Here is a 26,455-nt window from a genome sequence, read left to right as displayed (position 1 = left end):
GGTGGTCGCGCTCCCGCTGACCCAGCTCCCGTCGGTCAACCTGCCACCAGACCGCCAGCGCCTGTGGCGAACTCCTGCAGGTCGGCGGTGAACTGCGCAGAGCGCTGGTACCACCGGCACGGGTGCTCCCAGGGAAAGCCTCGCCAGCCGTGCCGGTGCTTGAGCTGCCGCCGCAGTCGCCGCTCCTCCGCACTCCGAAGGTCCGAACCGTAGTGGACGCGGCGGCCACGCAGGGGTTTCAGGCGCGCAATCCGCGCAAAGCGCCGATCAACGTTCATCCGCTCATAGCTGGTCCAGGCGGCCCGCCGCTCTTGCAGATACTCCTCTCCCTCAGCCTTCGTCAGGCTCCTGAGCTGCGGATACGTGGATATCGCGTCGGCCGGTATGCGGTCGTGCCATGCCATCGGGTGCGGTGCTCCTGTGGATCTTGGTTCGGCGAGCGACGCTACCTGGTGGGTACGGCGCCGGCGGGCCCAGGCCCCGGCATGCCGCCTGCCCGGGAGATGGTCAGGGCACCAGGTCAGCCTGCTTCGGGTGCATAGCGGCCCGACGTCGAGGGCGGGCGCCGACCATTCGTCCGGTCCTGGCCCGGCTGGCCGGGAGCACGGGCCCCAAGTCTTGAATGTCTTGACATTCAAGACATTCAAGAGCAAGGTTCGGGCATGACTGAGATTCCAGCCCCCACGGGGGAGTGCTTTTGCGGGTGTGGGTCCGCCGCCCGGCCAGGCAACTACTTCAGGCAGGGCCACGACAAGAAGGCCGAGGGCGATCTCAACGCGCTCTTTCACGGCGACCGGGTTGTCCAGCGGCTTGTAGACCGCGGGTACGGGCCGGGCGGCGAGAACCTGCATCGTGCGGCCATCGACGCGGGTGTTCGGGAGGCGTGCGGTGTGGTGGAGGGCTGTCCGGCCAGCGGCCGGCCCGGCAGCGCGGAGCTGAGAAGGCACCGGGCCACCCACACACGCTCCGTCGGCAGCTGACGGGAAGCCTCCTCACCGGGCAGGGGGCTCCTGCTCGGGCAGGACGATGATGCGGGTGCCGTTGGGTGCGGTGTGGCCGAGGAGGCGCAGCTCGTCGATGTTGCGGACGAAGATGAGCAGCCCCTTGAGTTGCTCCCAGTCGACGAATTGGGGCCGCGGACGCAGGACGGCATAGGGCCGGACGCCCGCGTACAAGGGCGTGCCCAGGGCCCAGCGGCGGTCGCCGTCGCGGTGGCGCGGTTGGGCGTTGACGCCCAGGAGGAGGCGGGTCTCGGCGACGGCGGCGGTGTGGAGGTGCTCGCGCTCGCGGCTGGGGAGGTTGACCTGCCACTCCGGCTCGAGACGCGGGGCCGTGCGGCGGCCCTGCTCGGGCACGGCGGGCTGCTGAGCCGGGGGCTTGGGCGGCGCGGCCGCGAGGGCTGCCACCCTGGCTCGGCGCTCCGCTTCCCGGCGGCGGCGCTCTGCCTCTTGGATTCGCTGCTGTTCTTCGAACTCGGCGACCGCGCGGTCGTGTGCCTGCTGGTAGGCCGCGGCGGCGGTGATGTACTGCGGTGCGGTCCACACGCCGGTCCAGGCGTGCTGGTCGGTGTGCAGCCAGCTCGGTAATCGGTGCGGGACGGCGCGGCCGGTCAGCGCCCAGGCGGTGAACGAGCGCAGGTCGGCGCCCGTCTCGTGCCACTCGCCGTGGCCGACGGAGCGGCACAGGAAGTCCTCGTCGCACGTGTCGACGGTGAAGCGGGCCAACCCGCCAGCCACCGTCCAGTTCGGCTCGCCCTCGCTCGGTGGCCGGACGTGGATGGAGGGCACTTCGCCGACCCAGGGCCGCAGCTTGGCAGCGACCCAGCACACCCGTACGGCGTCCTTGGCGAACCGGGCGGTGCGCTGGGTGATCTCGTCCACGGTGATCGGGGACAGCTGTGCCTCCCACGCCATCCGCAGGCTGCCGTCCGGCGAGGACGCCATGACGTCGGCCCGCCAGTCACCGTCAGGCCCGCGGACCTCGAGTTCGGCGTGGTACCCGGCCGTGCGCACGGCGGTGGCCATCTCCAGCTTCAGCAGATGATGCTCCATGGACTCACCGGCCAGCGCGCAGGTGGGGGCGCCGGGGTCGTGGGCGAAGAACCGCAGGCCGTACCGGGAGACCTTCGCGTGCATCGGGTGCGCGCACTCCGGACAGACCATCATCACGCGGGGGCGGGCACGGTGGACTGCCTCCCACGCCCAGGTGCAGCCAAGGTCAGGCTGGGTGGCATCCAGTCGCCCCCGCCCGTCGTGCTGTGCGGTGAAGCCCACGGCATCCTCCTGGTCAGGACATCGGTGATCCGTTTGGCAACTGAAAGCGGTGGCGGCCGGAAACGTCGATGGTGAGGTCGAGGCGGACGCCGGGCTGTTCCTCGGCCGGTTCGCAGTCGTCCGGGCACAGGTAGAAGGGCACGAGGTTGACCGACGTCACGCACACCCCCTCATGCTCGGCGACCCACTGGCCAGCGGCGGTGAGCAAGGCGGCGACGTCGTCCCCGGTGATGGACACGGTCTGGACATTGCAGGTGTCGACCTGGATCTGGGGCGGGATGACGGACATGCGTCTCCTTCACGAAGGTCGGGCAGCCGGATCAGTCGGAGGCTTGTTTCAGGCGGACTGCGGGGTGGCTTCCTGTTGTCGCCACCAGTCGCGTTCGTACTCGGCGGGCGGTACGTAGTCGAGGGCGGAGTGGAGCCGTTCATCGTTGTACCAGGTGACCCACTGAAAGATCGCCCGTTCGACCTGGTCGACGTCCTTCCAGGGACCCTGCATCTCGATCAGCTCGGCCTTGAAGGTGCCGTTCAGCGCCTCGGCCATCGCATTGTCATACGAGTCCGCGACCGAGCCGACGGACGCGGAGGCACCGATCTCGGTGAGCCGGTCGGTGTAGCGGATGGATACGTATTGCGACCCGCGGTCGCTGTGGTGGATCAGCCCGGAGTCCTTCTTGATCTTCCGTCTCCACAGGGCCATCTCCAGCGCGTCCAGCGGGAGTTCGGTCCGCATATGGTTCGCGACCTGCCAGCCGACGATCACCCGGGAGAAGACGTCCAGGACGAACGCCACGTACGCCCAGCCGGACCAGGTGCGGACATAGGTCATATCGGCCACCCAGAGCTGGTCGGGCCGGCTCGCGGTGAAGTCGCGGTCGACCAGGTCCGGCGGCCTGGGGGCCGACGGCTCCGGCACGGTGGTGCGGCGTCGCTGACCACGGATGACGCCCTCGATACCCAGCTCGGCCATCAGCCGCTCGACGGTGCAGCGGGCCACTTGCACACCCTTGCGCCGCAGCGCGCGGGTGATCCGGCGGACGCCGTAGGTGCCGCCGGACTCGGCATGGACCTGTTCGATCAGCGGCATGAGCTGCTCGTCACGCAGCCGGCGGGCCGACTTCGGCCGCTTCTTGCGCGCGTAGTACGCCGACTCCGACAGCCCCAGCACCCGGCAGGTGAACCCGACCCCGAGGCCCTTGTCCCTGAGGTGCTCGATCACCTGGTCGGCCTCGTCCGGGGACGGTCGAGTTCCGCCGCAAAAAACGCGCTCGCGGCCTTAAGGATCTCGTTCGCCCGCCTCAACTCCGCGTTCTCCCGACGGAGCTGCCTCAGCTCTTCCCGCTCGGCGGTGGTCAGCCGGTCGTCGCGTTCGCCGGTGTCCGCCTCGGCCTGGCGGACCCAGCCGCGCAGGGCCTCCTTGTGGATGCCCAGGTCCTTTGCGACATGCGCGATCGGACGGCCGGTGGTACGAACCTCGCGGACGGCTCGCTCCCGGAGCTCGTCCGGGTACTTACGTGGTGCTGGCACTGCTCGTGGTTCTCCTTCGGGCCAGGATCATAAGCCTGGCTTCAGGGACTCCACGAAACCGGGGTCAGCTCACGGGTTCTCACCGGCCTTCCTCTGTCGGGGCCGTACGACGGTGCCGCCCCCTGCCCGGGCCGAGCGCGGTCGGGCGATCCCACTCGGCGGGCTTCTCCGTCGCCGGCTGCGGCGGATACAGCAGGGCCTTCGCGGCGTCCAGGTTCTCGACGACGCCGATCGTCTCCCACTCGCTGCCGTTCCACTTCTGAATGACCCGGGGAGCGTCCGGCTCGATGTGCGCCGCTCGATGCCTGCCCTCGGTGAGCGGCACCGCCCGCAGCCTGCCCTTCGCGGCGGCCCGGCGTTCCTCGCGCCGCCGTGCCCACTCCTGCAGCGGTTCCTCGTTCATCGGAGCATCGTGGCGCAAGCGCGCTCCGGGCCGCCACCCTCGCAGGCCATGGCGTGGTCTTCGTCGAATCGGTGACCGACGCGTCCTCCTCAAGCGATCATGAGGGCATCGCCCGCCCGTGCAGGGAGGAATCTCATGTCCAGGAAGACGCCGGCCCGCCGGCTCGCGCCCGGCGCGGATCGCGACAAGCTCGCCGCCGATCTGAATAGGAAGTACGACGCCGGGGCAAGCATCCGAGCCCTGGCCGAGGAGACGAGCCGCTCGTACGGCGGCGTGCACCGCCTGCTCGAAGACGCAGGGACCACGTTCCGCTCGCGCGGCTGGCGCTCCGCGTCGTCCGGAGTCCTGACGGTTCCGCCACCTCGAGTTCCTCCGGCCACGGCAGAGGGGTAGGCACGGTCGTCAGGCCACCGGGAAGAGGGTGGTGCTCTCGCTCGGCGTCGCCCGGCCGGGGGGCCGAGGCCAACACGTGATGTCGGTGCCCTGTGGTGGAGTTGCCTCCTGGTCTGTGATGTCAACTCGCGGAGAATTACCGATGGTTGAGGAGAAGGCGCATGGCGGCGATGGGTCGGAGGAGGGCGATGCGCCCGCCGGCTTAACCCAGCGCACCGCGGTCCCGGACGGAGGGCCGGACCCTGACCTGCTGTTGGACTCCCCGGATCCGGGCCGCGATCCTGCCGGGCCGGAACCGTGGGTCTCGCGTGAGGAACTGCGCGGTGGGGTGCTGATCGGCGCGGCAGTGGTCGCCCTCGCAGCGGTGGTCGGGTTCGGGCTCTGGCTGGGAGCTTGGCTGAACGAGCACTGGGGGATCTATGCCGTCGTGCCGCAGGTGGTGGTCATGCTGCTGGCCGTCTGGGGCCTGGCCGGCGACCAGCGCCGCCGGTGGGAGGAGCGGCGGGCCCGGGGCGCGCGGATCCCGCTGGAGAAGATCGACGCTCTGCACCACCGCGACTTCGAGTTCGCGGTGCGGGATCTGATGCGCCGCGACGGGTTCGACGCCGAGCGGGTCGGCGGAGCACACGATGACGGCTGCGACGTCCGGGGTGTGGACGCTGACGGCCGGATCTGGGTCGTTCAGTGCAAGCACAAGCGGGACGGCTGGGAGGGCAAGGCCATCGGGGTGGAGGTCCTACAGCGGCTCGCCGGCACGGCGAAAACGGTCCACGGGGCCCAGTTCGCGGTCATCATCACCAACGGCCGGTTCACCCTGCCAGCGGTGGAGCGGAGCAAGACGTACGGCGTCCACCTGATCGACCGGGGCCGACTGGAGCTGTGGTCCGCCGAGGGCCGGCCGCTGTGGAAGCTGCTGGAAGGGGTCAAGCCCGCCCGGCGGCTGCCGGGACAGCGTCGCCAGCGGCGGCCGGGGTCTGCCCAGGCCGCCGCCGGGGTGCCAGCCTCGGGCCGTCAGGGCCGGCCGAGGGCGCGGTAGATCCACCCGGCGCCGCGCCAGGCGTCGGCGCTCAGGGTGCCGCGGGCGTCGATCACCTTCGGGCTGGCGACGCGGGAGGCGAGGCGGGCGGGGTCGATGTGCCGGTAGGCGGACCACTCGGTCAGGTGCAGCAGCAGGTCGGCGTCCTGTGCGGCGGCGATCGGGTCGTCGGCGTAGTCGAGGGCGGGGTGGAGCTTGCGGGCGTTGTCGAGGGCCTTGGGGTCGGTGACGGTGACGGAGGCGCCGAGGTCGTGCAGGGCCTGGGCGACGGCGAGGGCGGGCGAGTCGCGGATGTCGTCGGTCTCGGGCTTGAAGGCGGCGCCCCAGACGGCGATCCGCTTGCCCCGCACGTCGCCGCCGAGCTCCTGGCGGGCCAGGGTGACGACGCGCTCGCGGCGGCGGGCATTGACGGCGTCGGCTTCGCGCAGGATCCCGGCGGCCTGGCCGGCGTCGAGCTCGTCGGCGCGGGCGATGAAGCCGCGCAGGTCCTTGGGCAGGCAGCCGCCGCCGAACCCGAGCCCGGGGCGCATGCCGCGGCGGCCGATGCGGTGGTCGTGGCCGAGGATATCGGCGAGTTCGTCGACGTTGGCGCCGGAGACTTCGCAGACCTCGGCCATCGCGTTGACGAAGGAGATCTTGGTGGCGAGGAAGGAGTTCGCGGCGCCCTTGGCGAGCTCGGCGGTGGCCCAGTCGGTGACGATCGTCGGCGTACCAGCGTCGATGATCCCCTCGAACGCCTCCCGCAGCACCGTCACGGCGCGGGAGCGGCCGGGGCCGAAGCCGAGGACGAGCCGGTCGGGGCGCAGGGTGTCTTCGATGGCGAAGGACTCGCGCAGGAACTCCGGGTTCCACGCGACCCCTACCAGGTCGCCTGCCGGGGCTAGCTCGTGGAGCAGCTCGGCGACGCGGGGCGCGGTACCGACGGGGACGGTGGACTTGACCGCGACGACCGCCGGGCGGGTCAGGAGCGGGGCCAGCTGGCGGACGGCGTCCATCAGGTGACTGAGGTCGTAGGAGCCGTCGGACTGCTGCGGGGTGCCCACGCCGATGAAGTGCAAGTCGGCGAAGCCGGCAGCCTCGGCGTAGGAGGCAGTGAACCGCAGCTGCCCGGAGGCGGTGTGCTTGACGAGGAGGTCGTCGAGGTCCCGCTCGTAGAAGGGGGCCCGACCGGTGGACAGGGTGTGGACCTTGTCGATGTCGGAGTCCATGCCGAGGACCTCATGGCCGAGTTCGGCCATGCAGGCCGCGTGAGTGGCACCGAGGTAGCCGCATCCGATGACGGTCATCTTCATGGGCGGGGTCGTCCCTTCGAGTGGGGCCGCCCTGGCCCCACCCTGCCCCCCACGGTGTGGGGTGTTCAGGAGGGCCGGGCGGCCAGGTGGCGGTGGATCCCGGCCCGGATGAACGGCGGGATCGTGAGGATGTCGAGGTGTTCGGGGGCGAAGAACTGGAGCTTGACGCCTTCGGCGAGCGGCAGCTGCGTCTCGTCGCCGTCCCAGCAGGCGGCGAAGAACGTGATCAGCTGCCCGGAGCCGTGCTCGTCGCGGATCTCGAACAGCTCGGTGAGATTCCGGGGTTCGAGGCCGGCCTCTTCGTCGAGCTCGCGGACGATCGCGGCGGCCGGGGCTTCGCCGGGGTCGCAGCCGCCGCCCAGCAGGCTCCAGTGGTTCGGCCAGGCGATGACGCCGGGCAGGTCGTCGCGCAGGTGCATCAGCAGCTCGCCGCGACGGTTGGTGATGATGGCGACGGCTCCGCGGGCGGTGGCCGGCCCCTGGGCGTCGGTGGTGTCGGAGTGCATGCCGACACGGTAGTGACGAGCGGGGTCATCATGCGGCCGCCCTGACCATCTGGTCGGAGAACCAGGCGGCGGCCATCAGGGCCTGCATGCGGCTGCGGTCGAACCGGCCGCCGGGCGCGAGCCCGGTCTCCAGCAGCGGCCGCCAGGCGGGCGGGGCGTCGGCGAGCGCGGTCTTGATCGCCGCGTCGGCCCAGGCCGCGAGCTGGCCGTTGAGCCAGGCCGGGACGGGGCTGGCGAAGCCGAGCTTGTCCCGGCTCGCCCACACCTCGCGGGGCAAGCCGAGTGCCTTGGCGGCGTCGCGTAGGATCCGCTTGCCCTGCGCCGGGTCGGTGATCTTGTAGGAGGCGGGGAGCCGGTAGGACAGCTCAACCAGGTCGCGGGCCAGGTACGGGGAGCGGCGTTCGAGGGCGTAGGCGGAGGCGAGCTTGTCGCTGGTCATCACCAGCGGCCGCCAGGCCGTGGCCAGGTCGGCGAGCGTCAGCCCGCGGACGAGGTCGCCTCCGGCCCGGGCGAACGCGTCGGCGACCAGGTCGCGGATCCGGCCCTGGGGGTCGGGCCCGCGCAGCACCAGGCGTGTCACCGCCTCCGCCGGGGCGAGCGGCTCACCGGCCGGGTGCAGGAGCTTGCCGGCCAGCGGCCGGTACGCCTGAAGGCCGGCGGCGAGCACCTTCTCGGGGCCGAAGAGGACGAGGGCTTGGCGGACGTAGCCCATGAGGAACTCGTCGGGCCCGAGCCCGCCGACCACCACGCGCAGACCGAGGTCGGCGATCTTCCGGTAGGCCATGTGCTCCGAGAAGGTGGAGGCGTTACCCATCGGGTAGTCCAGGGCCCGCACCATGTGCGGCAGGGCCCGGGTGAAGTCGGCCGGGTCCGGTTCGACCACCACCAGCTCGGCGCCGATGTCCCGGGCGATGACCGCGGCGGTGTCCGACTCGTCCAGGCGGTCCTGGCCCGGGTAGCGCACGGTGACGCACACCGGCGGCCGCATCAGGTAGGCGAGGACGGCGGAGTCCAGGCCGCCCGACAGCAGCAGCGCGAAGTCGCAGGCCGGAACGCGCAGCGGGATCTGCTCGGCCAGGACGGTCGAGAACTTCGCCAGGGCCTCGCGGTAGGTACCAGTGTACGGGGCGCGGTCCTCCAGGTGCCACCACGTCATCTGATCCACGCTGCCGGTGGGGACGTCGAAGGTCAGCAGCGTGGCCGGGGCGAGCAGCTGGATGCCCTGGAAGGGGGTGTCGACGCCGATCGGCGTCTCGATCGCGGTGACCTCGGGCCGTAAGACCAGCGGCGCCGGGCCGTACCCGGACAGGGTGGTGACCTCGGAGGCGAACGCGAGGCGGCCGCCGTCCAGCCGCCAGTACAGCGGCTTCTCCCCCAGCCGGTCGCGCGCCAGGAACAGCTTCGCGGTGCGCGGGTCGTAGACGGCCAGGGCGAACATGCCGTCGAGCCCGTCCAGGCACGAGGGGCCGATCCTGGCCCAGGCGCGCAGCAGGAAGTGGGCGTCCGACTCGCGCTCGCGGATCTCGATGCCCCATGCGGCGGCCTGCCGGCGCCAGTTGTAGATCTCGCCGTTGAAGGCCAGCACAAGCCCGGTGCCGGGGTCGGTGTACGGACCGGGGTCGGCGTGCGGGTCGACGATCAGGAGCGTGTTCATGGCCAGCACCGCCCGGCCATCCCTCGTGGCGGCGTGCATCGTGCCGTCGGGGCCGCGGTAGCGCTGCGCGTCGCCCATGGCGGCGATGGTGCTCTCGTGCCGGACGGCGTCCCCTCCGGCCAGTCCTGCGATTCCGCACATCCTGGTTCACCCCCGAGCGTGAAGTCGTCGTGGTGCCTGGTGACGACCGCCGCCGGAGGGCTTCCTCCCCGGCCCGGCGGCGGCCGTGCCCTCATCTCACCGTCCGGGCGCCGCACCGGGGAGGGCTCACAGGGGGGCTCACAACTCGCAGAAGCGGTTCGATGCGACCCCGGGAGGCAATACCCTCGGTTGCCAGGCGTGCGCGAGGCGTACGGGCCTGGTGCTCGCCGGGAACTGACCTGCCCGGCTGCGCAAGCAAGCCGGCTACGCCGTTTCTCGTGTGCGGGCACCTTCAGCACCTGGTCAAGAAGGGGGACATGGTGGCCTCGACCGCCCGCCGGACCCGTCCGCCCAACGCGGACCTGGCCCGGCTCATCGAAGCCTGCGGCGCGAGCAAGAAGTCCCTGGCCTTGCGGGTCAACCAGCTCGCCCACCAGGCCGGGATGGAGACCGACTACTCGCACACCTCCATCGCGAACTGGTGCCAGCGCGGCATGATCCCGAAGTGGCCCGTGCCCACCCTCCTCGCGCAGGCGATCGGCGAACGGCTCGGCCGGCCCGTGGATCTCAGGGAGATCGGTATGGGCGAGGCCGAGACACCGGATGCTGATGTGGGGTTGGATTTCCCCCGGGACCGCGCGGATGCGGTCCGGGTAGCCACCTCGTTCTGGAGCAGCGTGAACCGCCGCGACTTCCTCACCGGATCCGGCTTCGCCGTGTCCGCCTTCACCACACCGGTCACCCGCTGGCTGGTCACGCCCGCCGACGGGTCCGCCGACCACACCGGCGGCCAGCAGGTCGGCCGCGCCGACCTTGACGAGCTGCGGGACGCCGCCGACGAGGCCCGCCGCTGGGACTCCAAGTACGGCGGCGGGAACTGGAAGGCCAACTCCGTCACCGCCTGCCTGACCGAACGCGCGGCCCCGCTCCTGCGCGGCTCGTTCTCCGACGCCGTCGGACGCGAGCTGTTCTCCGTCACCGCGGAGCTCTCCCGGCTGGCCGGCTGGACCGCGTTCGACGTCGGCCAGCACGACGCCGCCCAGCGCCACTTCATCCAGGCCCTGCGCCTAGCCCGGGCCGGCCGTGACGTCCAGCTCGGCTGCTACGTCCTGACCACCATGGCCATGCAATCACTGCTGCGCGGCTTCGCCTCCGAGGCCGTGGACATGGCCCAGGGCGCCTTCGAGCGGGCCAAGGGACACGCGGCGCCGCGAGTGCTGGCGTTCACCAAGCTCATCGAAGCCCGCGCCCACGCCCGCGACAACGACCCCAAGGCGGCATCCCGCGCGCTGGCCGCATCCGAGACCCTCCTCGGCCTGGCCGACGCCCGGCCGGGGGATGAGCCCGGGTGGATCGACTTCTATCACCACGCCCGGCTGTCGGCGGACGCCGCCGAGGTCTTCCGGGACCTGAAGAACCCCAAGGCCGCCTGGCCTGGAACCAGCAGGCCGCCGCCATGCCGTCCGGGGTGTTCACCCGCTCCGTCGGCATGCGACTCGCCATCGTCGGCACCGCCCACCTCCAGGCCCGTGACCTCGACCAAGGACTCGATCTCGGCAACCGGTCCGTCGACATCCTCGCCCGTGTCCAGTCCAGCCGCGCCAAGGACTACGTCCGCGAGTTCACCGACGCCCTCGCCCCGTGGCGCCGGGAGCCGGCCGTCCGCGACTTCCCTCACCGCGCCCGCACCGAACTGAGCATCGCGGCCTGAACTGCTACTACGCCCGTTGGAACCGGGAGACCTCCACGGCCCACTGCGCCACCGCTTCAAGGTTTCCCCGCGGCTGCGGCCGGCCGGCTGCGGCCGCTATCCGGGGGTAGGCCGGATGCATGTCGTGATCGGCCCCGGTGACCAGCGCGGACAGCAACGGCGCGGTCCCCGCGCGGCTCCGGTCCACCTGGATGAGCACAATGGTTTGCTGGCTCCGCTCGAGGGCGGGCAGACCCGGCGGGAGCTGGGCGCGAATCTGCGCCCAGGTGAGCGTCGTGCCGGTCGCTGCCGCCTTCTGCAGGATGGTCTTGACCGCGGCGGCCAGCGGGTCGAGCTTCACCCGCGCGGGGCTCTCCGGCTTCCCGGCCGCCGGGGGCTTCGTGCGGGCACGGGGCTGTGTGGCCGCGGTGCGCGCCGGGCGTCGCTGTCGCACCTTGCGCCCCCAGCTGGCGACCCGCTTGCGCTCGGGACCCCTGAGGTTGGGGCCTGCGATGTTCGCCGCTCGCGTCAGCTCCTCCACCAGTTGCGCCAGCTCATCGTCGGCCAGGAGGTCGCTCTCGCGGTCGAGCCGCTCCAGCAGAACACGGGCTCTTGCTGCCGACTCCTTCGCCCGGTTCGGCTTCTTGCTCTTGGACCTCTTCGCGGCCGGCGCCGGCTTGTAGTGCAACTGCCTGCGCACGGCCGCCTGGGCCGGGGACTGATCGGCGTAGTCGTGCTCGCGCAGATAGGCGCGGGCCGCAGCCAGGATGCGGTGCTCCTCGGCGCTGGCACCCCGCCGGGTCAGGGACGCGGCCTGCTGAATGCCCGAACGGACATCCCACGCCCGCCGTTCACGGACCGCGGCCTCCAGGTCCTTGAAGATGCGACGCTGGTACTCCTCGTGGGTGGCCAGCCACGCCTTCGCCTCCGTCAAGGCACGCTCGGCTTCGGCGCGAGCCGAGGAGGACAGGCCGTCGAGGAAGGAACTGCTGCCGTTGCAGAGCCTGCGCACGTGGTCCACCGTCCCCGTCCGCTGCGCCGCCTCCAGGCCGCGGACGAACGTGACCACACTCTCCGGCAGAGCGCCCCGGCCGGCAGACGGCCCCGGTGCGGCGGGCCGGCTCCCGGCCGCGGAACGGTCCCGCATGATGCGTGAGGCGGCAGGGGTGAGCAGCCCCTCGTCTGTCCACGTGCACTCGCTGAACGGGACCCACTCGGTGGGCCGGGCCAGGCTCTGGGTTCCGATCCACACGCGGCGATTCGCCCCGTCGCTGTCGCACCTGACGCGGTAGACGTACGGGCAGCCCGTGAGCACGTCCGGATCCGGCACCACCCCGGGGCCGAGGATCACCGCGCCCTGACGCTCCCAGTCCGGCCGCACGGCGGCATCCATGTGGATGCGCAGGGACAGGCCGTCCTCCAGATCGACGTCGACGAGGGAGCCGATCGGCGGCGGAAACGCGAACCGGGCGGCCCGGCCGTACTCGAGCAGCGAGCGCGACATCGCCGACTTCACGTACAGGTGGTCCGCGCTGGACTCGCCGACGGACGGCCGACGGCAGGTGTTGGGGGCGCCGTTCGGCAGTGGATTGTGCTGGAAGTGACACTGGCGATCCACGTAGAGCTTGGTGGCGAGCTGGCCCCCGCAGCCGCCCAGGAGCAGCCCGCACCAGAAGGTGTCCTGCTGATGGGCGCGGCGGAAGACGTCGAGTTCGATCGCTTCGGTCGGCAGGATGATCGGGACATCGGAGTGTTCATCACCGATGACCGCGGTCTGCACCAGCCTCGTGTCCCGCACCACGTCGCCCCCACTGAACTCTCTGTAATACACGATAGATCGCGGGCTCCGTACGCGCGGGCGTTCCGCCCACGGCGGACCCGCCAGTGGGCCGGGACGCCTATGGGGGGCCAGTCGGCGGGCCGGAAGGACCGAGCGGACGTCCGCTCCTGGCCTCCCAGATCGGAGCGGGGCGACAAGATGTCCTTGTCACTCGATCGGGTCCACTTCCTGGCGTTTCATGCCGTGAGGTCGGACGGCACGGCAAACTCTGATCTGTCGCATGCCCTTGCGTGCAAGGGTGTTGTGGTTGAGGGGAGTTCACCTGTTGTGGGTCGCTACCGCCTGATCGATTACGCGGCGGTGTTCGAACCCGCTGATCCTCCGCGCTCGGGCCGGATGGTGTTCTTCAGGCCCGTGGCGTCGATGGGGTCGCCCGAGAAGGTGGCCGCTCGCCGGCCTCGCGCCCGTCACCGCATTCCGAGCCGTCCGCGACTGGGGCCTGAGCGGCTGACCTGGCATCTTGATCTCCCTGGGCGTCTGTCGGGCGCCGATGTCCGAGTTCGTGCAGGGGCCGGATGATCGCCCAGAGGGAAGAGCCTGCTCCCGCCCGCGAGCGGCCGGCGCTGGACCATGTGCGGAGTCGTGGAGGCGGAGTCATCCGCACCCCGCCTCGGGCGATGCGTCACCGGGCCAGGGTGGCGTGGGCCAGGTCGGCCGGTACGGATCGTCGACGATCCACCCCTGCCACGCCGGGTCGCGGAGCTCTCCCGTGTTCTGGTCGACCACGCCCTCGGGCACCAGCCGCAGCCGCGCCCGGCCGGGCTGGCGACGCTTGGCGGCGCGCTGTGCGCGTGCGGTGAGCCATTCCCGGTAGTAGCGCCGCTGGTCGCTGTGCCGTTTCCGGCGCCGCTCCCCCAGGCCCGCGGTGCCGCGGTCGAGAGCGACTTGCCGAAGCTGGTCGGGGTCGGGGCGAAGGCCTTCGTCGCCGGCCAGGTGGCGGGGCAGGTAGACCAGGCCGTCGGCTTCCTCGGCCAGGCCGTCTTCGACGAGCTTGTCCACGCGGCGGCGGACCGTGGTGCGGTGCAGGCCGGTTACCGCGGCCAGGTGTGCGATGTCGAGGCCGTCGAGCGGGTGGAGGGCGGCGAGGATCCGAGCGCCGGACGTGCCGTGGGCGTAGTGGTGGCAGGCGTCCGTACCCATCACGGTGCCCAGGGCGCGGGTGCTCACCTCCCGGCCCGTGTGCACGTCCGGGACACCCTCTGCCCCCTTCTCCCCCGGAGCTGGACGGTGTCCCGGGCGCGCACAGGATGCCTCGGCCTCTTGTGGGATCCGCAGGGACCACGTCGAGCTGCGCTCACCGGTGCCGGCCGTGACCAGGGACAGCCACCCGGCGGCGCGAAGGCGGGTGTTGCTCGCTTCCACGGTCGAGCGGGCGCAGCCCATCAGCTCGGCCAGCTGCCGTACCGACACCTCGTGCTCGAGACCGCCGGCCTGTTCGGCCAGCTGCAGCCGCGCGGTGAGGTTCTTGAGGTCCGTGCCCCCGCCGGGCCCCGGCCACACGACAGCTTCCACGGCGGCCCGCACGCGGGCGATTGCCACCATGGCATCGGCCCGGCACACGATCGCCCCCGATGTGCCCACGAACGCGCGCGCCTTGTCGAGCATCCCAGCGAGCTTGCCCTCGGCGTACCGCTCGCCCTTGCGTGAACGCAGCGACCTCACCCAGGCGCCGCCCGCGGTTGGGCGCAGCACCAGGGCCTCCCACCACTGCGCGAAGGTCCACTCCCGGCCGGGCTGGGAGACCGCGACCGCCAAGGCCATCGTCAGCCGGTACCCGGAATCGGCTGACGTCCTGCCCGCGTACCGGCGTTCGGTGTCGCCTTCCAGCAGCAGCCGGCGCGCCCGCCCCGAAAGGCCCGGCAGCCCTTCCACCCACTCGGTCAACGACGGCCGCCGAGCGGGCCGCTGCGCGAGGACGCGTACGGGACGATTCATGCCCCCACCCCCGCCGGCTCCCCGCTGCCGACCGTCGGCGCGGCCGCGGATGTCGTGGGCCGCCGTACGGACACGGCATGCTCCGGTGGCGCCGGGCGGATCAGAGCACGGACCTGAGCGGCCGCCTGCGCGTACCAGTCCGGTTCGGCGTCCACCTCCGCGGCCGACCGGGCGGACCGCAGCGTACGCAGCCGGTCCTCCAGGAGCGCATGCGCCGTGTTCAACCGGGCCGCGTGCGCAGCCTCTTCCGCAGCCTCACGAATCTCGTCATCGCTGGCGTCGAAGTTGCGCCGCAGGCGGTGCAACTCGATGCGGCGGACCTTCTTGTACTCGGCCAGGGCCGAGGGCTGGCTGGCGAACAGGCTCACCGCCCGCCGCCGCAGGGCACCCAGCTGGAGTTCCGCGGCCAGCCGCGCCGCGAGTGCCACCGACTCGGGAAGGGCGCCTCCGCCCGCGGCGAGCAGCTCCGCCACCGCCTGGTCGACCGCTCCGCGCATGTCCCGCTCGGTCCTGCGAACGACGTCCAGCCGATCGAGCTCACTGCCCAGGCCCCAGGTGGCCACCGCCACGTCGACGGCCTCGGCCACCAGCTCCTCGACACGGCGCTCATCGCGGCACTGCCCGCACATCCCGGCCGTGTTGGGCTTCCCGCACGCCTCACACGCAAGCGCCTGCCGTGCGGCCTCCTGGGCCGCGGACCGGGCCCGCTGTTTGGCCCACACCCGCTCACGGGCGTGCCGCTCTCGAGCGGCCTGCTCGCGGCGGACTGCCGCGAAGGCGGCCTCCTGCTGCCAGCACGCGTTCAGCTCCGCCTCGAACGCAAAACGGTCGACCCGGCCGCCGACCAAGGCCGTGGTCGCCTTGGTGAAGGCGCGGGCCCGCAGCGCTCGTCCGTCCAGGATCAGCATCTGGCAGGCGGTGCAGTCGGCCCGGGTGTCCATCCGCCGTCCGTCGTCGCACCGGAGATCCGGGCACACCGCCCGGCGTGGCAGAGCACGGCCGACCAGCCAGCCCACCGGGTCGGTGATGGGCACCGCGCCCTGTTCCGCCAACCGGCGCTTGAGCCGCTCCCGCAGGATCCGCTCGGCATCCACCTCCGGGCCGCACGCTCCCGAGATCTCGCCGAGCTGGGCCCGCGCCACCTTCGTGACGAACCGGCGCGTCGTCAGCCGGTCCAGCCGGCCCCACACCATGGCCACCGGCTCCAGCACGCGCTCCAGCCCCTTAGGCACCTGAGCCCACACCGGCGGCGGCCCACCCGACGCAGCCCGCCACGCCTGGAGAGTCGACGCCGCGGCCGACGCCTCCGACTCCCTCTCCGCAAGCAGCAGATCGGGTTTCTCCCCGCGAAGCGGGCCGCCCCCGCCGTCGACGACCGGCACGTCACCCTGGAGACCACCATCCGATGCCCCGGAGTTCCCGCCCTCGCGCGCACGTACCGGCTGACGGCAGTACCCCGACGCGGCTTCGCCGGAAAACCCAAGACCTCCAGCACCCTCACCACGTACATCAGCCACAACAGCGTGGTCGGCGTGAGGGTCTGCAGCAACACAACTCGCCTCGAACGACTCAAAGCCGGTCTGACCTGCGAAAAGATCGCTCTCAGCGTCGTCGAGACCTCTGGGTGCAGTTCCGGAAGCCTCCTCGGCCCCCCCCAGATCATCCCAGGACAGCTGCCGCCAGCCATCTCCCTCCAGCACAAGCTCGTCACCGGCATCGTCGCGGCAGGCACACCGCGCACAACCCGCCGCATCACCGGCAGGCACCGGATCCGGTGATGCCGAACCCGTGAGCACAGCAGCGTCCTGGACCCGGGCCTCGGACCCGTGAGCGGCCGCCACCGCCGGCACCACGAGCCGACCCGGACCGCCTGACACCACCCCCGCGGCCACAAGGCGGCCCAGCACCGTCGCGGCGACGGGCACCCGGCACCCCAGCAACCGCGCCAGCGTCACCGCCGCCCGCCCATGACGAGCCACTGTCTTCGCCAACGGACCGCCGATCAGAGGCACCCGCCCGTCCGGCCGCGCATGCAAAGCCAGCAGAAGCAGAGCCAGGCGATCCGACGCCGCGCCCCTCCCCCGCCGCCCCACCAGCAGACCCGGAGGCGTGGCGCACCGCTCCCCCCACCCCGGAGCGAACAGCGCTTCCACGAACCGAAGAAGCGTCGCCAACTCGGCCTTCGACAACGCCAAGGGCGCGCCGACGGCGTTGCGGGCCTCCCACAGAGGCTCCACCCGATACTCGACGCCCGTCGGCAGGCCGTCGTCACCCCGCAGGACCCGCGTAGCGACGACATCAACCTCCCGCAGAACGCCCAGCACCTCGTGGTCTACCGTCGACTCCGACACCCCGAGCCAACGACCCAGCTCCCGGGCCGTGGTCTCGACGCGGCAGGTGCCATGCGCGGCCTTCGCCATCAGCACGAGGGTGCCGAGACGCACCACGTCCTTGCGGCCGACGAGCCGGGCATCTGCCAGCAGGGCGCGGACAGCTGCCAACAGCCGGAACCGCATGCCGCGGCCCAGTTGTAGGGCTGAAGTTGGTCGGGCGAGAGTCTGCGGCAACTCTGATGAGAAGCCCGTGGTCAAGGGCGCCGGACCTGGAGAATGAGACTTCTTGGGTAGGCTGTCGCTTGCTTCAGGCATGACTGAGCCGACCCTCGTACGGGTAGCTATGATCTGCTCCAGTCGAGGAGTAACAGGGAAACCCTCATCGCCAACCGGCACCGCCTGGGGAGGTTGGAAGGCCGGACGCGCGACGGGTATTCAGCTAGGGATGTGGAGCGGCGCTCACCTCCTCGACGCGACTGGCCCGGGATTGCGGAGTCCCGGGCCAGTTTCCGTAGCGCCTTGTCGGGCGGGTCTTGGCCGACCTACTCGGCGTGTGATGGGGCTGTCAGTCCTTGGCCTTCTCCGTCATCTCTTCTGCGAGACGGCGTCGTGTCGGTAGCTCGTTGAACCATCGGCCCAACGGGGCGTAGTAGAAGGGCTGTTCGGCGAACTTGAAGAAGGCAAGGGCCTTCGGCCCCGGACCCGAGACGAGCTCGCAACCTGTCTGGTGAACGAAGAGGCCCGTGTCGTCGTGCACTTCGTCGGGAAGCGCAGCTCGCGCGGTCTCGATCGTTATGGCTTCCCAGACGCGCAGTCCCTGGTCCTTGTTCGCTGGCCGGCGCTCTTCGGGCCAGACGAGGCGCTTCAAGGCCCCGTAGAGGCGGACAAGGACAATGTCCGTCTCTACGGTGTGTTGGGCGTCGATCACTCCTTCCTCGGCGGCATCTCGGGCCACCTTGGGCAGGACGTGCGCCTCTTGCGCCAGGGCGCGAAGTGACCAACCGCTGGGCGCCGTGCTCATGAATCAGTCCTCGCTTTCTTCCAAGAGCATCCTACTCACTGATCAGCCCTGTCTTGGTAATGACAGAACCATCGTGTGTCTGATCCTCAAGCAGAGGTTCAGCAAGATCACTCGCGAAAGGGCCCTAGACCTGCGCAAATGGGACTTGGCGGCTGTGGCGGTGTGAGCATGTCAGAAGCACGTTGGCCGTTCGGTGAGTGTGACAGTGTCATTGCGGGTGATGCTGTGGATGCGTCCGGTGCGCAGTAGAGAGGGCAGGCTGATCGTCAGATTGTGCGCGTGGGTGCGTGTGACGGAGCCTGGCGTGACGCGTGCGTGGAAGTGGGTGAATAAGTGAAAGCAGAAGAGGGGTGGCCCGTCCAAGTAGGTCGGGCCACCCCTCTTCCGTGTCCTTCAGCGAGCTGGAGGGAAGGGTCCTTCTTCGTCGGCGGCATCAAGGAAGCGATCCACCGATGCTGAGACCACGTCCAGGATAAGACCCCCGCTGCCCGCTCCGCGCTGACCGCGTAGATGACGCTTGAGTCCCTTGAGGAACTGGTACATCTCCGGAGACACGCCAGCTTGAATGCTTACACCAGGCGGGTGCTCGCCAGACCACTTGTCGATCAGCCACTCGTTGGCAAGGGCCGCGAGCTCCTCGGGGCTCGAGTCCTTAACAAGCCTCAGTGCAGCGTCGAGGTAGTGCCCGGGCATGAGATTGCGCCCAGAAGACTCGGCGTCATCATCAGCCTTCTTGAGAAGGCGCGCCTTGGTCTCCCCCTCGATGCGGCCGGACCAAGTCGGCCAGTTGCGCTCCGTCCTGTGCTTTATGAACGAACCGAGGACGGCGGCCTGCATGGGCGGCTTCGTGTCAGCAGCCTTCTTGCGAGTGCGCGGCTTCAAAGCCGGCTCAGCAGAGGTGGCTGTGAAACCGGGACCGTCGTTCCTGCGACGACCCGTAGCCGGGGGTTCAGGCGAAGCCTTCGCACCGCCAGGCTTCTCGATCTCCTCAGCCGGCTCGTCCGCTGGGGACGCCTTCGGGATTGCCGCTTCGGGGTCGGAAGAAGCCTTGTCAGGAGCCGCAGGGGTGGCTGCGCCCTCAGGAGGCAGGGACGGTGAGGGAACGACAGGGGACGCCTCAGGGGCGACGGGTGCCGGCGAGAACTCTGCCCCCTCGTGGGTAGAGGGGCGAGTCTCCGACCCAGGAGGGGCGGTGGTGGTGTGTTCTCCCTCTTTCGGCCCAGGAGAGTCGTAGTCGAGAGTCAGCGTGGGCGGTACCGCGACGGCAGTTGATGTCCCTCGTCGCTCGGACTCAGCAGAGTCATCGCCCAGGAACCCGCCCTCAGTGGCGTCGTTGCCCACATGCTCGATCGCGCTGAAGTCGAAAGACCGCGCCTTGCCACGTCCCCTCCTCCGCGGGGACTTCGGCGTTCCCTGCGTCGACTCCTCAGGTGAAGGCGTCATGACAGCCCTCGAATCCGGTCGATGATCTCCACGGTGAGATCCTCAAACCAGCCACTTGCTGCGTAGCTTGGCTCGTCAATGACGATGGGTCGACTGATGCCGTACGACGCGGAGATCTGCGGGCTTGTCCTGATCTCCTTCGTGAAAGGTGCCAGGTCGTGCTTGTTGAGGAAGGCGTCAACGGCGTCTGCTTCCTCAGTGCGCTTCGACGGTGGTTGCGCCTCGTTGATCACGGTTCCGAGGAATACGGGGCGGCAAGTGCCTCCCGTACGCTCCGGCACCTTGGCCACATTGTTCCGAACGACGCGAGCGCCGTCCGCGGTTGCAAGCCGGGGGTTGCAGACGGCGATCACGTAGTCGCCGGCGGCGAGGGCTACGGAGGCCAGGGCGTCGGCTGACGGCGGGGTGTCGACGATGATGAAGTCGAAGTCGTCCTGCAAGGTGAGCAGGAGATGGCGAAGGCTTGACACGGCCTCCCAGCCTCGCTTCGCGATTTCAGTGCGAGCGCGATCAGTCACGTTCATGACCGAGCCGATGACGCTGAGCGTGCCGGGCCTCTCGAAGTCCTTGAGCAGGACGGTCCTGTCAACCATGCGGCTACGCAGGGGCGTCATGCTTGCAAGCTCGTCTGAGTCGACCGCGTCGATGTAGTCGAGCAGTGCGCTTCCAATGTCCTGGGGCTTGCGCGCGAACGCACCCAAGGACACTCCGAGCTGGCCCTGGAGCTCGAGGTCGACCATGCCGACGCGGGCTCCACCACTGGCAAGGCTCGAGCCGATGTTGGCGGATGTCGTGGTTTTACCCACTCCACCCTTCTGGCTGGCTAGGACGATGACCTTCATGGGTGCCTTCCTCCCATTCCCCAGGTGCCTCGCCCTAGATCTTTGCTTTCCGGGTTGCACTGCCGACGGCGATGGGGACTGAGACTGACAGATTCATGCTGACGGCCAGAAGGTTAACAGCAGGAGGGGGGCTCTCTGCGTGGAACCTGGGCACTTACAGCGTGTCGGTCATCGGCGATCGGGGATCGGGCGAGCCTGTCAGACTCGCCTGCGCTGGCAAGTGCCCCGGTTTAGGCCGGTTTGGTGCGTCCCATGAGTTCGAAGCGGACGGCAGCTGAACGTACTGGTGTGCTGTGAGGTGCTCGCACGGGTTCCGGCCGGTCAGGGCGGGCGGCTGATAGTCAGGGCCGACGAGTGCCGGACCGCCCAGCGAGATAGGCGAGCGGAAGCGCGCGTTGATAGGCGCCGCGTGCGCGGGAGGGGTGTGCGGTCGCGCCGCGAGATACCAGTAGGTGAGCAGAAGCCGTGGCAAGGAGATACGCCTGAGAAGGCGTCTTTCCGTTCCGACGCGGATCCGCATGAGCAGCTAGGTGCCATCGTGTCGGGCCGAGCCTGCGCCCCAGCGCAAAGGCGGAAGCGCTGCCGTGTGAGAGCACGGCGCAAGGCAGCGAGGTACGAACTCAAGTAGCAGCGGGGGCGAGCGCGCGAGGAAGCGAGAAAGTATGTGCGCCATGAACGAAGCAGAGGAGACTGCCTGCCCGGATGTGCGCACGCAACAGATGGTTTGAGCAAGTAGGAAAGCTAGAGCGGGAGACAGAGCGCAAGCGTGCTCGCGTGGAACGAAGTACGTGAATACGGGTGCGGGTGTCAGCGCGAGAAGCAATGTAAGTAGGCGGATAAGGAAGAGTGGCTGTGACTACGGCAGCACGCAAGAAGATAGCTCTACAGGAGAGAAGGCCAGAAGTAGAGCGAGCGAGTGTAGAGGTAAGTGATAACGCAAGCTAGTGGAAGTGTAAGGACTGCCGGGAGAAAGAAAGAGTAGAGGAATGTAAATAAGTGAGTAAGAGGGCGGAAAGGAAGGAGTGCGCGCAAGCAGACGGTGAAGGGCGTTGAGAGGAACGAGAGCGATTCTAGAGGGTAGTAAGCGGATTAGTTAGAGAGGAAGAATGAGAATGCGTAGGCGATAGACGACAAAGGCAAGAGCGAGCGAGGTGCAGGCAGCACGAGTGATGCAAACGAGGAGTCAGGGAGCGTGCGAGGAAGCGCGCGTAAGTGTGCGTGCGTGAAAGTGTGTGAATTAGTGAAACGCACGCGTGCGCTCGTGCCGGGCGGGGAGTAATGGCGAGGTGGGGTGTAGTGCAACGGAAGAGGTGTGGCGTGTGGCGTCAGGCGAAACGGGTTGGCGTTGCAGATGCGCGGGTGTGGTCGCGGGCGTGAGTGCGTGCCTGAAAGTGTGTGAATTAGTGATTCCATCGTGCTCGCGGCCGGTGGGAGGCGAGAGGCGATGGGAAGGAGTGCGGTGTAACGGTTGGGGCTTCGCTCGCGGGGGCACGTGCAGCGAGGTGAGCGCGCAGGTGAACGCGCTCGGTGGAGGAAGTGAGTGCGTGCGTGCGTGAAAGTGTGTGAATTCGTGAACTATCCCTTGCGGAGGGTGGGGTCGGTGGGCTGTGTCCAGCCGGTGATGGTCTGAATAGTCGGCGTCAGTCGGGGTCGTTTAGCTGGTGGGCAGTGGCCTAGGCGTAGCCGGCGTTCATGCTGCGGATTCGCCGGGTGAGGGGCGCGGGTGCTCGTGCGGGCCGCCGTTGTTCACCTCGACGAGCAGCAGCCCCTGCCCTTCGCTCCGGTCCTCGATGTGGATGTAGGGGACGTTGGTGGCGGGGCCCCACTGGGTGCGGCGGCGGATGAGGACGCTGATGCCGTGGACCTGCATCTCGTAGACGTCGCTGGGGGTGTTGTCGTTCGGGGAGGCGTCGACCACGGTGATCGACGCTTCGCGGACGCGGTGGAGTTCGGGGTCGGGCATGGCGGGTCCCTGGGTGGTTGGAGCGGAGTCGGGGGAGTAGGTGGCGGGGTCGAGCGCGAGAAGGGCGTCGGCGACGGCCGAGAAGAGGTGGGAGGGGACGAGGCTGGAGTTCTGCAGCAGCGCGAGCTTGTCGCCGGGGGCCGCCGCGTCGACTGCGTCGAGCAGCTGCTGGTCCTCGGTGTCGTCGCTGGCCCACTGGGACGCCTCGGAGGTGAGTGCGTCCAGGAGCGCTTCGGCGGCGGCCGTGCGGGCGCTAGGGGTGGTCATCTGTGGTCCTCAGGGGTGCGGAGCCGGACCCGCATCGGGCGAATCCGGCCGCGTGGATGGGGCAGGAGGAGCCGGAGGTGTCAGGACGGGGCGGGGACGGCGTGAGTCAGGCTGAGCCGAGTGAGGGGGGCGTCGTTGTTCCACCTCTCGATGCAGTCGGGGCAGGTGGCCAGCCGGGGGTCGGCGGCGGCCGGGCGGTCGGCGCCTCCACACAGGGCCGGTCCTGCGGGGTTGGGCGCCAGCGGGCGGGGGAGCGGGGCCGGCCGCCAACGGCGGGGGTCAGTCCGCTCCGGGATGCACGCGTCGGCGAAGGGGACCGGGGGCGCCTCGTGCACGGCGAGGGCCAGTTGGAGCAGCCGGTCGCGTACTGCCTCTCGCGGGCCGTGGAGGGCGATGCCGTTGCTGCCGGTCCACACGGCGACGGCGATCTCGCCGGGCTCCACCACTGCGCCATCGATGTCCTCGCCGGGAAACAGCAGTTCAGCCCCGCTGGAGGCGTGGGCCCATTCGAGTCGTTCGCTCATCAGGAAAGTCCTTGGAGGTGTGGGGGAGCAGAGAAGGGAGGGGCGGTCGGTGGCGTCGCCCTGCGCTGGCAGGGCCGGGGTTCATTCGGGCTCCCACGCGCCCCGGACGGTGAACTGGCCGGTGTTGAGGTCCACCACCAGCCGCGATCCCGCTACGGGACAGGTGAAGCTGGAGTAGTCGCGCAGCGCGTGCTCGATGTCGGTACCGCCGTAGTCGACCGGGGTCTTCGCCCCCGACTTGTGCCGGGCGGCAGCGTTGACGCTCCAGCACACGGGGTCGTAGTCGTTGTCGTGCGTGCTGAAGGTGACGTGGGTGACCGGCTCGGAATGGTCGGTGAGCCCCTCGCGGTGCAGTACGGCACTGTCCGCGCGGAGCGCGGCCAGGAGCCGGACCTCGACCCGTGCGAAGCGGCGGGTGCTGATGCGCCTGGCCAGCTCGTCGAGCTGCTGCTCGTCCAAGGCGTCGAGGAGGGAATCGATGATCGATTCGGTGGCGAGCACCGAGCTGGTGGCGCGCGCCGGGCTGGGGAGGTCGCTCATGACGTGAACTCCTGTGAAGAGGAAGGGTAAGAACGGGCGGAAGGCGTGTTACCGCCGGGGGACGCTCTGCCGGCGGACGGGCACACGCGTGTCGACGACGAGCTGTGAGTACGCGGGGTCCTTGCGCCAGACCCGTCGTTTGATCCACAGGACCGGCCTTGCGGCGCGGGACGCCGGTAGCCGGCCACGCGCGTGTTGGTGATCAGTGGGTGACGGGCTCGAAGTGCTCGACGGTGTCGTCGACCCAGGTGCGGTAGTCGCGGGCGTACTCCTCGTACACCCGCTGCACGGCGCGGTGATGCGGGCCGTACCAGGGCGTCGATGGCGGCCTGGTCGCCATTGAACCGGGTGGCATGCGGTGATGCTGAGGGGGCGCCGTCCTGGGACCAGTGGCCGAACAGCAGAGTGGGCAGGCAGCGGCTCGCTCTCGTGGCGGCGGGGCTAGGAGGCCAGGACGACGCGGATGTGCTCGCCGTGGCTGGGCTTCGACCAGCGGGTGAGGGAGTCGAGCGCGGCGGCGATGTCCGTGAAGTGGTCGCGGTCGCCAAATCCGCCGGTTACCTCCCTGGTCGTGCCGCCATACATCTCGGTCACTTCGGCGCCACGCCAGCCGGGCCCGCCCCAGTACTCGAACACCACGGCGTCGGGCATCGGGGCCTGGTTGGCGTAGTGCTTGAGGAGGGCGCGGCGCAGCGCGGCCCACCGGCGTTCGGTGTACAGGCACGGGTGGAGGTCGCCGACCGGCTTGCCCTTGCTGCCCCAGCCGCAGCCCTCGCAGTAGCGCAGCCCTCGGTAGTTGTAGGCGGGGCAGGACGGATTGCCGCAGCGCCACAGGTAGCCGGCCTGGCGGAAGAGTTCGTGGGTGAGACGGGTCTGGGTCTCGTCGGCATGGGCGGTGAGACGGGCTATGACGGAGCGAACTGCTTCGGCTTCGGACATGGGGTTCTCCGCAAGGGGCATGGAGGAGCGGCGTGTGGCTCCTGGGGGTGTGAGGTGGAGGGGAACGGTGCCCTCAACACCAACAACAATACATAGTGAAACCCGAATAAGCAACATCTCGGGGGTGGTGTGGCCTCTTCCAGCACCGTGCAGGCAAGCCGTCGTGCTTCTCCAGGACCTTCAGGACGGCCCGTTCGCGGCGCAGCTTCGGGTGGCCTCGGTGGTCACGGCGAGAGCGTACGACCTCCACCTCGTGCGAGCGGGTCCTTCGGGAGCATCGCCACCGAAGCGCTCGCTGTCTGCTCGTCCTCAGCCATTCCGGGGATCGCGGCTCCGCTCCTGGGCCACCATCAGGGGCATGCGTGCAGAGGACTTTCAGGAAGAGCAGTACCTCGGCGACGACGTCATCCACCTCACCGACGCGCCCCTGTGGGACGGAGAGGCGCTGCCGAAGTCGCGAAGGACCAAGAACTTCAAGAACCGGCATCTGCTGCCGGCAGCCAGAGTTCGGCTGCTCGACTACTTCGACACGGGGCGTACGCCACCCAAGGCGATCTGCGCCGCCGTACGGCACACGGCGTGGGAGGACCTGGAAGTAGCGGGAGGGCCGCTCGACGCCGTCGGTGACCGGCTCTACGTCCTGGAGTTTCGGTCCATGGTCGAGAAGTTGTCCTACATCAAGGTCGGGCGGGCGGAGAACAGGCCCGACAACACCCGCGAGGTTTCGGATCGCATCTCACGTCATGAGAGCGACGCGCAGGTCACTCAGGCGCTCCTCTTCCGGGCGTGGATCTCCCGTCCGTGCATCACGGCTGAAGCATGGGAGAAAGGGGTCAAGGATCATCTGACCGCCGTGACGGAGATCCTGAAGGTCGGCGTACTGGTCAAGAAGGAGTACTTCCGAGGCATCAGCCACTCCGACGCCGTGCGGGTCGCGAAGATGCACCAGGAGCACCTTGGCCTGGCCTAGTGCCCGGGGAGCGAGCGATCCGGTGATTGTCTCAGCGATGGTCAGGAGAGACAGACGACGGCGAGATGAACGGGCCGGCCGCAGGGGAGGCTCCCGTGCCCGTCCAGGCCGCTGTCCGTGCGCCGTGTCCGGACCTGTTCCAGTCCTGCGCCGGCGGCAGCTGCGACTCTCTCCAGATCGTCGCCGCGCGCTGCTGTCGCCAGAAGCCGGACCGTGAAGTCCCGGCCGTCGTCCTCCACCCACAACTCGGCCCCGCGCAGCAGGTCCTGGTCCAGTACGGCGGTCCACGGGGCCAGCGTCCGCAGCAGCTCGGCCGCCGCCAACGTCGATGTCGAACGGACCCCCGGCACGGCGCCGCGCACCGGTGCGTCCACGGCGGCCACCAGGACCAGCTCCTCCCCCAGGTCCACAGTGAGCACACCGTCGTCACAGCCGTCGGTCTGTCCGGCCGCCTCGCTGCCCGTCGTCGCTGCCAGCCGCGCCATGCTCGCCGAGGCGGCCGGCCCGCTGGCGCACACCTCCGCCTGCACGTCCCGGCCGCTCATGCACAGCCGGACCGGCTCCAGCGGGCCGCAGCCGTCCAGCAGGCGGGCAACCGCTTCGACACAGCGGGCCAGGGAGAGTGACATGGCCGCCATTCTCGCCTCCACGACCCGGACGAGGTGGGCCGTCCGGCCAAAAGGGTGCTCCATCCGCACGGCGGCCGCCCGGTGTCGGACAACCGCCGGAGACGCGGGCGACCCCATGTGGCTAGCAAGGACGGGCCAAGAGAACCGGTCCTGGCGGGATTCCCCGCCTGGCACCGGACGAGCACCCGGCTACCACCCTCAGCTGCCCGCAGCGGCAACCGGCCGGCTGCCCACGACCGGCCTGAGCCACGACACCCGTCGCAGGCGTCGCTCTCGAACACCGGGACCAAG

The 26,455-nt window shown here is 69.8% G+C and carries 22 protein-coding genes and 2 pseudogenes; 4 read left to right on the top strand and 20 right to left on the bottom strand.

What is annotated here, in order from left to right:
* Positions 1 to 35 precede the first annotated feature (35 nt).
* The 5 genes and pseudogenes from IO29_RS26030 to IO29_RS26000 form a co-directional block, all read right to left on the bottom strand.
* Positions 36 to 404, bottom strand: a complete 369-nt coding sequence (locus IO29_RS26030; RefSeq protein ID WP_030381904.1) for a hypothetical protein — start codon at positions 402 to 404, stop codon at positions 36 to 38.
* 588 nt (positions 405 to 992) lie between these two features.
* A complete protein-coding gene (locus IO29_RS35735; RefSeq protein WP_267884687.1) occupies positions 993 to 2,162 on the bottom strand; it encodes a competence protein CoiA family protein in 1,170 nt (389 codons plus the stop codon).
* A 124-nt stretch (positions 2,163 to 2,286) separates the two neighbouring features.
* Positions 2,287 to 2,562: a hypothetical protein gene (locus IO29_RS26015; protein ID WP_037840599.1), complete on the bottom strand. Its 276-nt coding sequence runs from the start codon at positions 2,560 to 2,562 to the stop codon at positions 2,287 to 2,289.
* A gap of 48 nt (positions 2,563 to 2,610) precedes the next feature.
* Positions 2,611 to 3,803: pseudogene (locus IO29_RS26010) on the bottom strand (IS3 family transposase).
* A 79-nt stretch (positions 3,804 to 3,882) separates the two neighbouring features.
* Positions 3,883 to 4,206 carry a DUF6087 family protein gene (locus tag IO29_RS26000; RefSeq protein WP_030381901.1) on the bottom strand — a complete coding sequence of 108 codons (324 nt, stop codon included), beginning with the start codon at positions 4,204 to 4,206 and terminating at the stop codon, positions 3,883 to 3,885.
* A gap of 135 nt (positions 4,207 to 4,341) precedes the next feature.
* On the opposite strand from IO29_RS26000, the gene IO29_RS37030 reads away from it, so the two are divergent.
* Both IO29_RS37030 and IO29_RS25995 read left to right on the top strand, forming a co-directional pair.
* Positions 4,342 to 4,599, top strand: a complete 258-nt coding sequence (locus tag IO29_RS37030; protein WP_078618444.1) for a helix-turn-helix domain-containing protein — start codon at positions 4,342 to 4,344, stop codon at positions 4,597 to 4,599.
* Between the two features lie 253 nt (positions 4,600 to 4,852).
* Entirely contained in the window at positions 4,853 to 5,635 is a 783-nt protein-coding gene (locus IO29_RS25995; RefSeq protein WP_158717109.1) for a restriction endonuclease, read from the top strand.
* Here the strand turns inward: IO29_RS25995 and IO29_RS25990 are convergent.
* The 3 genes from IO29_RS25990 to IO29_RS25980 all read right to left on the bottom strand — a co-directional run bounded on the left by IO29_RS25990 (position 5,611) and on the right by IO29_RS25980 (position 9,228).
* Entirely contained in the window at positions 5,611 to 6,927 is a 1,317-nt protein-coding gene (locus tag IO29_RS25990; protein WP_030381899.1) for a UDP-glucose dehydrogenase family protein, read from the bottom strand. The two genes, IO29_RS25995 and IO29_RS25990, sit on opposite strands and share 25 nt — an antisense overlap.
* A gap of 65 nt (positions 6,928 to 6,992) precedes the next feature.
* Positions 6,993 to 7,433, bottom strand: a complete 441-nt coding sequence (locus tag IO29_RS25985; RefSeq protein WP_030381898.1) for an NUDIX domain-containing protein — start codon at positions 7,431 to 7,433, stop codon at positions 6,993 to 6,995.
* A 28-nt stretch (positions 7,434 to 7,461) separates the two neighbouring features.
* Positions 7,462 to 9,228 carry an asparagine synthetase B family protein gene (locus IO29_RS25980; RefSeq protein ID WP_030381897.1) on the bottom strand — a complete coding sequence of 589 codons (1,767 nt, stop codon included), beginning with the start codon at positions 9,226 to 9,228 and terminating at the stop codon, positions 7,462 to 7,464.
* A 320-nt stretch (positions 9,229 to 9,548) separates the two neighbouring features.
* Here IO29_RS25980 and IO29_RS25975 point away from each other — a divergent pair.
* Positions 9,549 to 10,939 (top strand): annotated as a pseudogene (locus tag IO29_RS25975) (sporulation protein).
* A gap of 7 nt (positions 10,940 to 10,946) precedes the next feature.
* On the opposite strand, the gene IO29_RS35730 reads toward IO29_RS25975, so the two are convergent.
* The 11 genes from IO29_RS35730 to IO29_RS35720 form a co-directional block, all read right to left on the bottom strand.
* On the bottom strand, positions 10,947 to 12,749 hold the full coding sequence (locus IO29_RS35730; protein ID WP_158709372.1) for a hypothetical protein: 1,803 nt from the start codon (positions 12,747 to 12,749) through the stop codon (positions 10,947 to 10,949).
* A 603-nt stretch (positions 12,750 to 13,352) separates the two neighbouring features.
* Positions 13,353 to 14,693 carry a helix-turn-helix domain-containing protein gene (locus IO29_RS35725; protein ID WP_051707898.1) on the bottom strand — a complete coding sequence of 447 codons (1,341 nt, stop codon included), beginning with the start codon at positions 14,691 to 14,693 and terminating at the stop codon, positions 13,353 to 13,355.
* Positions 14,690 to 17,209 carry a hypothetical protein gene (locus tag IO29_RS25960; protein WP_030381894.1) on the bottom strand — a complete coding sequence of 840 codons (2,520 nt, stop codon included), beginning with the start codon at positions 17,207 to 17,209 and terminating at the stop codon, positions 14,690 to 14,692. The genes IO29_RS35725 and IO29_RS25960 overlap by 4 nt, the downstream gene beginning before the upstream one ends.
* Positions 17,210 to 17,591: 382 nt before the next feature.
* Positions 17,592 to 18,047 carry a hypothetical protein gene (locus IO29_RS25955; RefSeq protein WP_024126824.1) on the bottom strand — a complete coding sequence of 152 codons (456 nt, stop codon included), beginning with the start codon at positions 18,045 to 18,047 and terminating at the stop codon, positions 17,592 to 17,594.
* 393 nt (positions 18,048 to 18,440) lie between these two features.
* Entirely contained in the window at positions 18,441 to 18,884 is a 444-nt protein-coding gene (locus IO29_RS25950) for a hypothetical protein (RefSeq protein WP_030381893.1), read from the bottom strand.
* Positions 18,885 to 19,486: 602 nt separating this feature from the next.
* Positions 19,487 to 20,332, bottom strand: a complete 846-nt coding sequence (locus IO29_RS25945; protein ID WP_024126826.1) for a ParA family protein — start codon at positions 20,330 to 20,332, stop codon at positions 19,487 to 19,489.
* 1,690 nt (positions 20,333 to 22,022) lie between these two features.
* Positions 22,023 to 22,562: a hypothetical protein gene (locus tag IO29_RS25940; protein WP_024126827.1), complete on the bottom strand. Its 540-nt coding sequence runs from the start codon at positions 22,560 to 22,562 to the stop codon at positions 22,023 to 22,025.
* Positions 22,563 to 22,642: 80 nt separating this feature from the next.
* The gene (locus IO29_RS39080) at positions 22,643 to 23,086 is read right to left on the bottom strand and encodes a hypothetical protein (RefSeq protein ID WP_024126828.1); all 444 of its coding nucleotides are present in this window, start codon (positions 23,084 to 23,086) and stop codon (positions 22,643 to 22,645) included.
* A gap of 81 nt (positions 23,087 to 23,167) precedes the next feature.
* Positions 23,168 to 23,626: a hypothetical protein gene (locus IO29_RS25930; RefSeq protein WP_024126829.1), complete on the bottom strand. Its 459-nt coding sequence runs from the start codon at positions 23,624 to 23,626 to the stop codon at positions 23,168 to 23,170.
* A 202-nt stretch (positions 23,627 to 23,828) separates the two neighbouring features.
* Positions 23,829 to 23,981 (bottom strand): hypothetical protein, encoded by a 153-nt coding sequence (locus IO29_RS38655; protein ID WP_158709371.1) that lies wholly within the window; start codon positions 23,979 to 23,981, stop codon positions 23,829 to 23,831.
* Positions 23,982 to 24,067: 86 nt separating this feature from the next.
* A complete protein-coding gene (locus tag IO29_RS35720; protein ID WP_051707897.1) occupies positions 24,068 to 24,565 on the bottom strand; it encodes a hypothetical protein in 498 nt (165 codons plus the stop codon).
* A 358-nt stretch (positions 24,566 to 24,923) separates the two neighbouring features.
* Between IO29_RS35720 and IO29_RS25920 the strand changes: the two genes are divergently transcribed.
* Positions 24,924 to 25,535, top strand: a complete 612-nt coding sequence (locus IO29_RS25920; protein ID WP_030381891.1) for a hypothetical protein — start codon at positions 24,924 to 24,926, stop codon at positions 25,533 to 25,535.
* Between the two features lie 41 nt (positions 25,536 to 25,576).
* Here IO29_RS25920 and IO29_RS25915 read toward each other — a convergent pair whose 3' ends face one another.
* Positions 25,577 to 26,164 (bottom strand): hypothetical protein, encoded by a 588-nt coding sequence (locus IO29_RS25915; protein ID WP_078618450.1) that lies wholly within the window; start codon positions 26,162 to 26,164, stop codon positions 25,577 to 25,579.
* Positions 26,165 to 26,455 lie beyond the last annotated feature (291 nt).

It is taken from the genome of Streptomyces sp. NRRL F-6676, assembly GCF_000725625.1.
Classification (GTDB): Bacteria; Actinomycetota; Actinomycetes; order Streptomycetales; family Streptomycetaceae; genus Streptomyces.
The sequence above is the reverse complement of the archived record's forward strand: the minus strand, read 5'-3'. Positions and strand labels throughout refer to the sequence as shown.

Excerpts from the sequence above, each read along its gene's own strand:
- IO29_RS35720 (WP_051707897.1), bottom strand. The coding sequence starts at position 24,565 with ATGTCCGAAGCCGAAGCAGTTCGCTCCGTCATAGCCCGTCTCACCGCC.
- IO29_RS25990 (WP_030381899.1), bottom strand. The coding sequence starts at position 6,927 with ATGAAGATGACCGTCATCGGATGCGGCTACCTCGGTGCCACTCACGCG.
- IO29_RS25945 (WP_024126826.1), bottom strand. The coding sequence starts at position 20,332 with ATGAAGGTCATCGTCCTAGCCAGCCAGAAGGGTGGAGTGGGTAAAACC.
- IO29_RS35725 (WP_051707898.1), bottom strand. The coding sequence starts at position 14,693 with ATGAATCGTCCCGTACGCGTCCTCGCGCAGCGGCCCGCTCGGCGGCCG.
- IO29_RS25960 (WP_030381894.1), bottom strand. The coding sequence starts at position 17,209 with ATGCGGTTCCGGCTGTTGGCAGCTGTCCGCGCCCTGCTGGCAGATGCC.
- IO29_RS25920 (WP_030381891.1), top strand. The coding sequence starts at position 24,924 with ATGCGTGCAGAGGACTTTCAGGAAGAGCAGTACCTCGGCGACGACGTC.
- IO29_RS37030 (WP_078618444.1), top strand. The coding sequence starts at position 4,342 with ATGTCCAGGAAGACGCCGGCCCGCCGGCTCGCGCCCGGCGCGGATCGC.
- IO29_RS25930 (WP_024126829.1), bottom strand. The coding sequence starts at position 23,626 with ATGAGCGACCTCCCCAGCCCGGCGCGCGCCACCAGCTCGGTGCTCGCC.
- IO29_RS25955 (WP_024126824.1), bottom strand. The coding sequence starts at position 18,047 with ATGAGCACGGCGCCCAGCGGTTGGTCACTTCGCGCCCTGGCGCAAGAG.
- IO29_RS25950 (WP_030381893.1), bottom strand. The coding sequence starts at position 18,884 with ATGCAGGCCGCCGTCCTCGGTTCGTTCATAAAGCACAGGACGGAGCGC.
- IO29_RS38655 (WP_158709371.1), bottom strand. The coding sequence starts at position 23,981 with ATGCCACCCGGTTCAATGGCGACCAGGCCGCCATCGACGCCCTGGTAC.
- IO29_RS39080 (WP_024126828.1), bottom strand. The coding sequence starts at position 23,086 with ATGAGCGAACGACTCGAATGGGCCCACGCCTCCAGCGGGGCTGAACTG.
- IO29_RS26030 (WP_030381904.1), bottom strand. The coding sequence starts at position 404 with ATGGCATGGCACGACCGCATACCGGCCGACGCGATATCCACGTATCCG.
- IO29_RS25980 (WP_030381897.1), bottom strand. The coding sequence starts at position 9,228 with ATGTGCGGAATCGCAGGACTGGCCGGAGGGGACGCCGTCCGGCACGAG.
- IO29_RS26000 (WP_030381901.1), bottom strand. The coding sequence starts at position 4,206 with ATGAACGAGGAACCGCTGCAGGAGTGGGCACGGCGGCGCGAGGAACGC.
- IO29_RS25985 (WP_030381898.1), bottom strand. The coding sequence starts at position 7,433 with ATGCACTCCGACACCACCGACGCCCAGGGGCCGGCCACCGCCCGCGGA.
- IO29_RS26015 (WP_037840599.1), bottom strand. The coding sequence starts at position 2,562 with ATGTCCGTCATCCCGCCCCAGATCCAGGTCGACACCTGCAATGTCCAG.
- IO29_RS25940 (WP_024126827.1), bottom strand. The coding sequence starts at position 22,562 with ATGACCACCCCTAGCGCCCGCACGGCCGCCGCCGAAGCGCTCCTGGAC.
- IO29_RS35735 (WP_267884687.1), bottom strand. The coding sequence starts at position 2,162 with ATGGTCTGTCCGGAGTGCGCGCACCCGATGCACGCGAAGGTCTCCCGG.
- IO29_RS25915 (WP_078618450.1), bottom strand. The coding sequence starts at position 26,164 with ATGTCACTCTCCCTGGCCCGCTGTGTCGAAGCGGTTGCCCGCCTGCTG.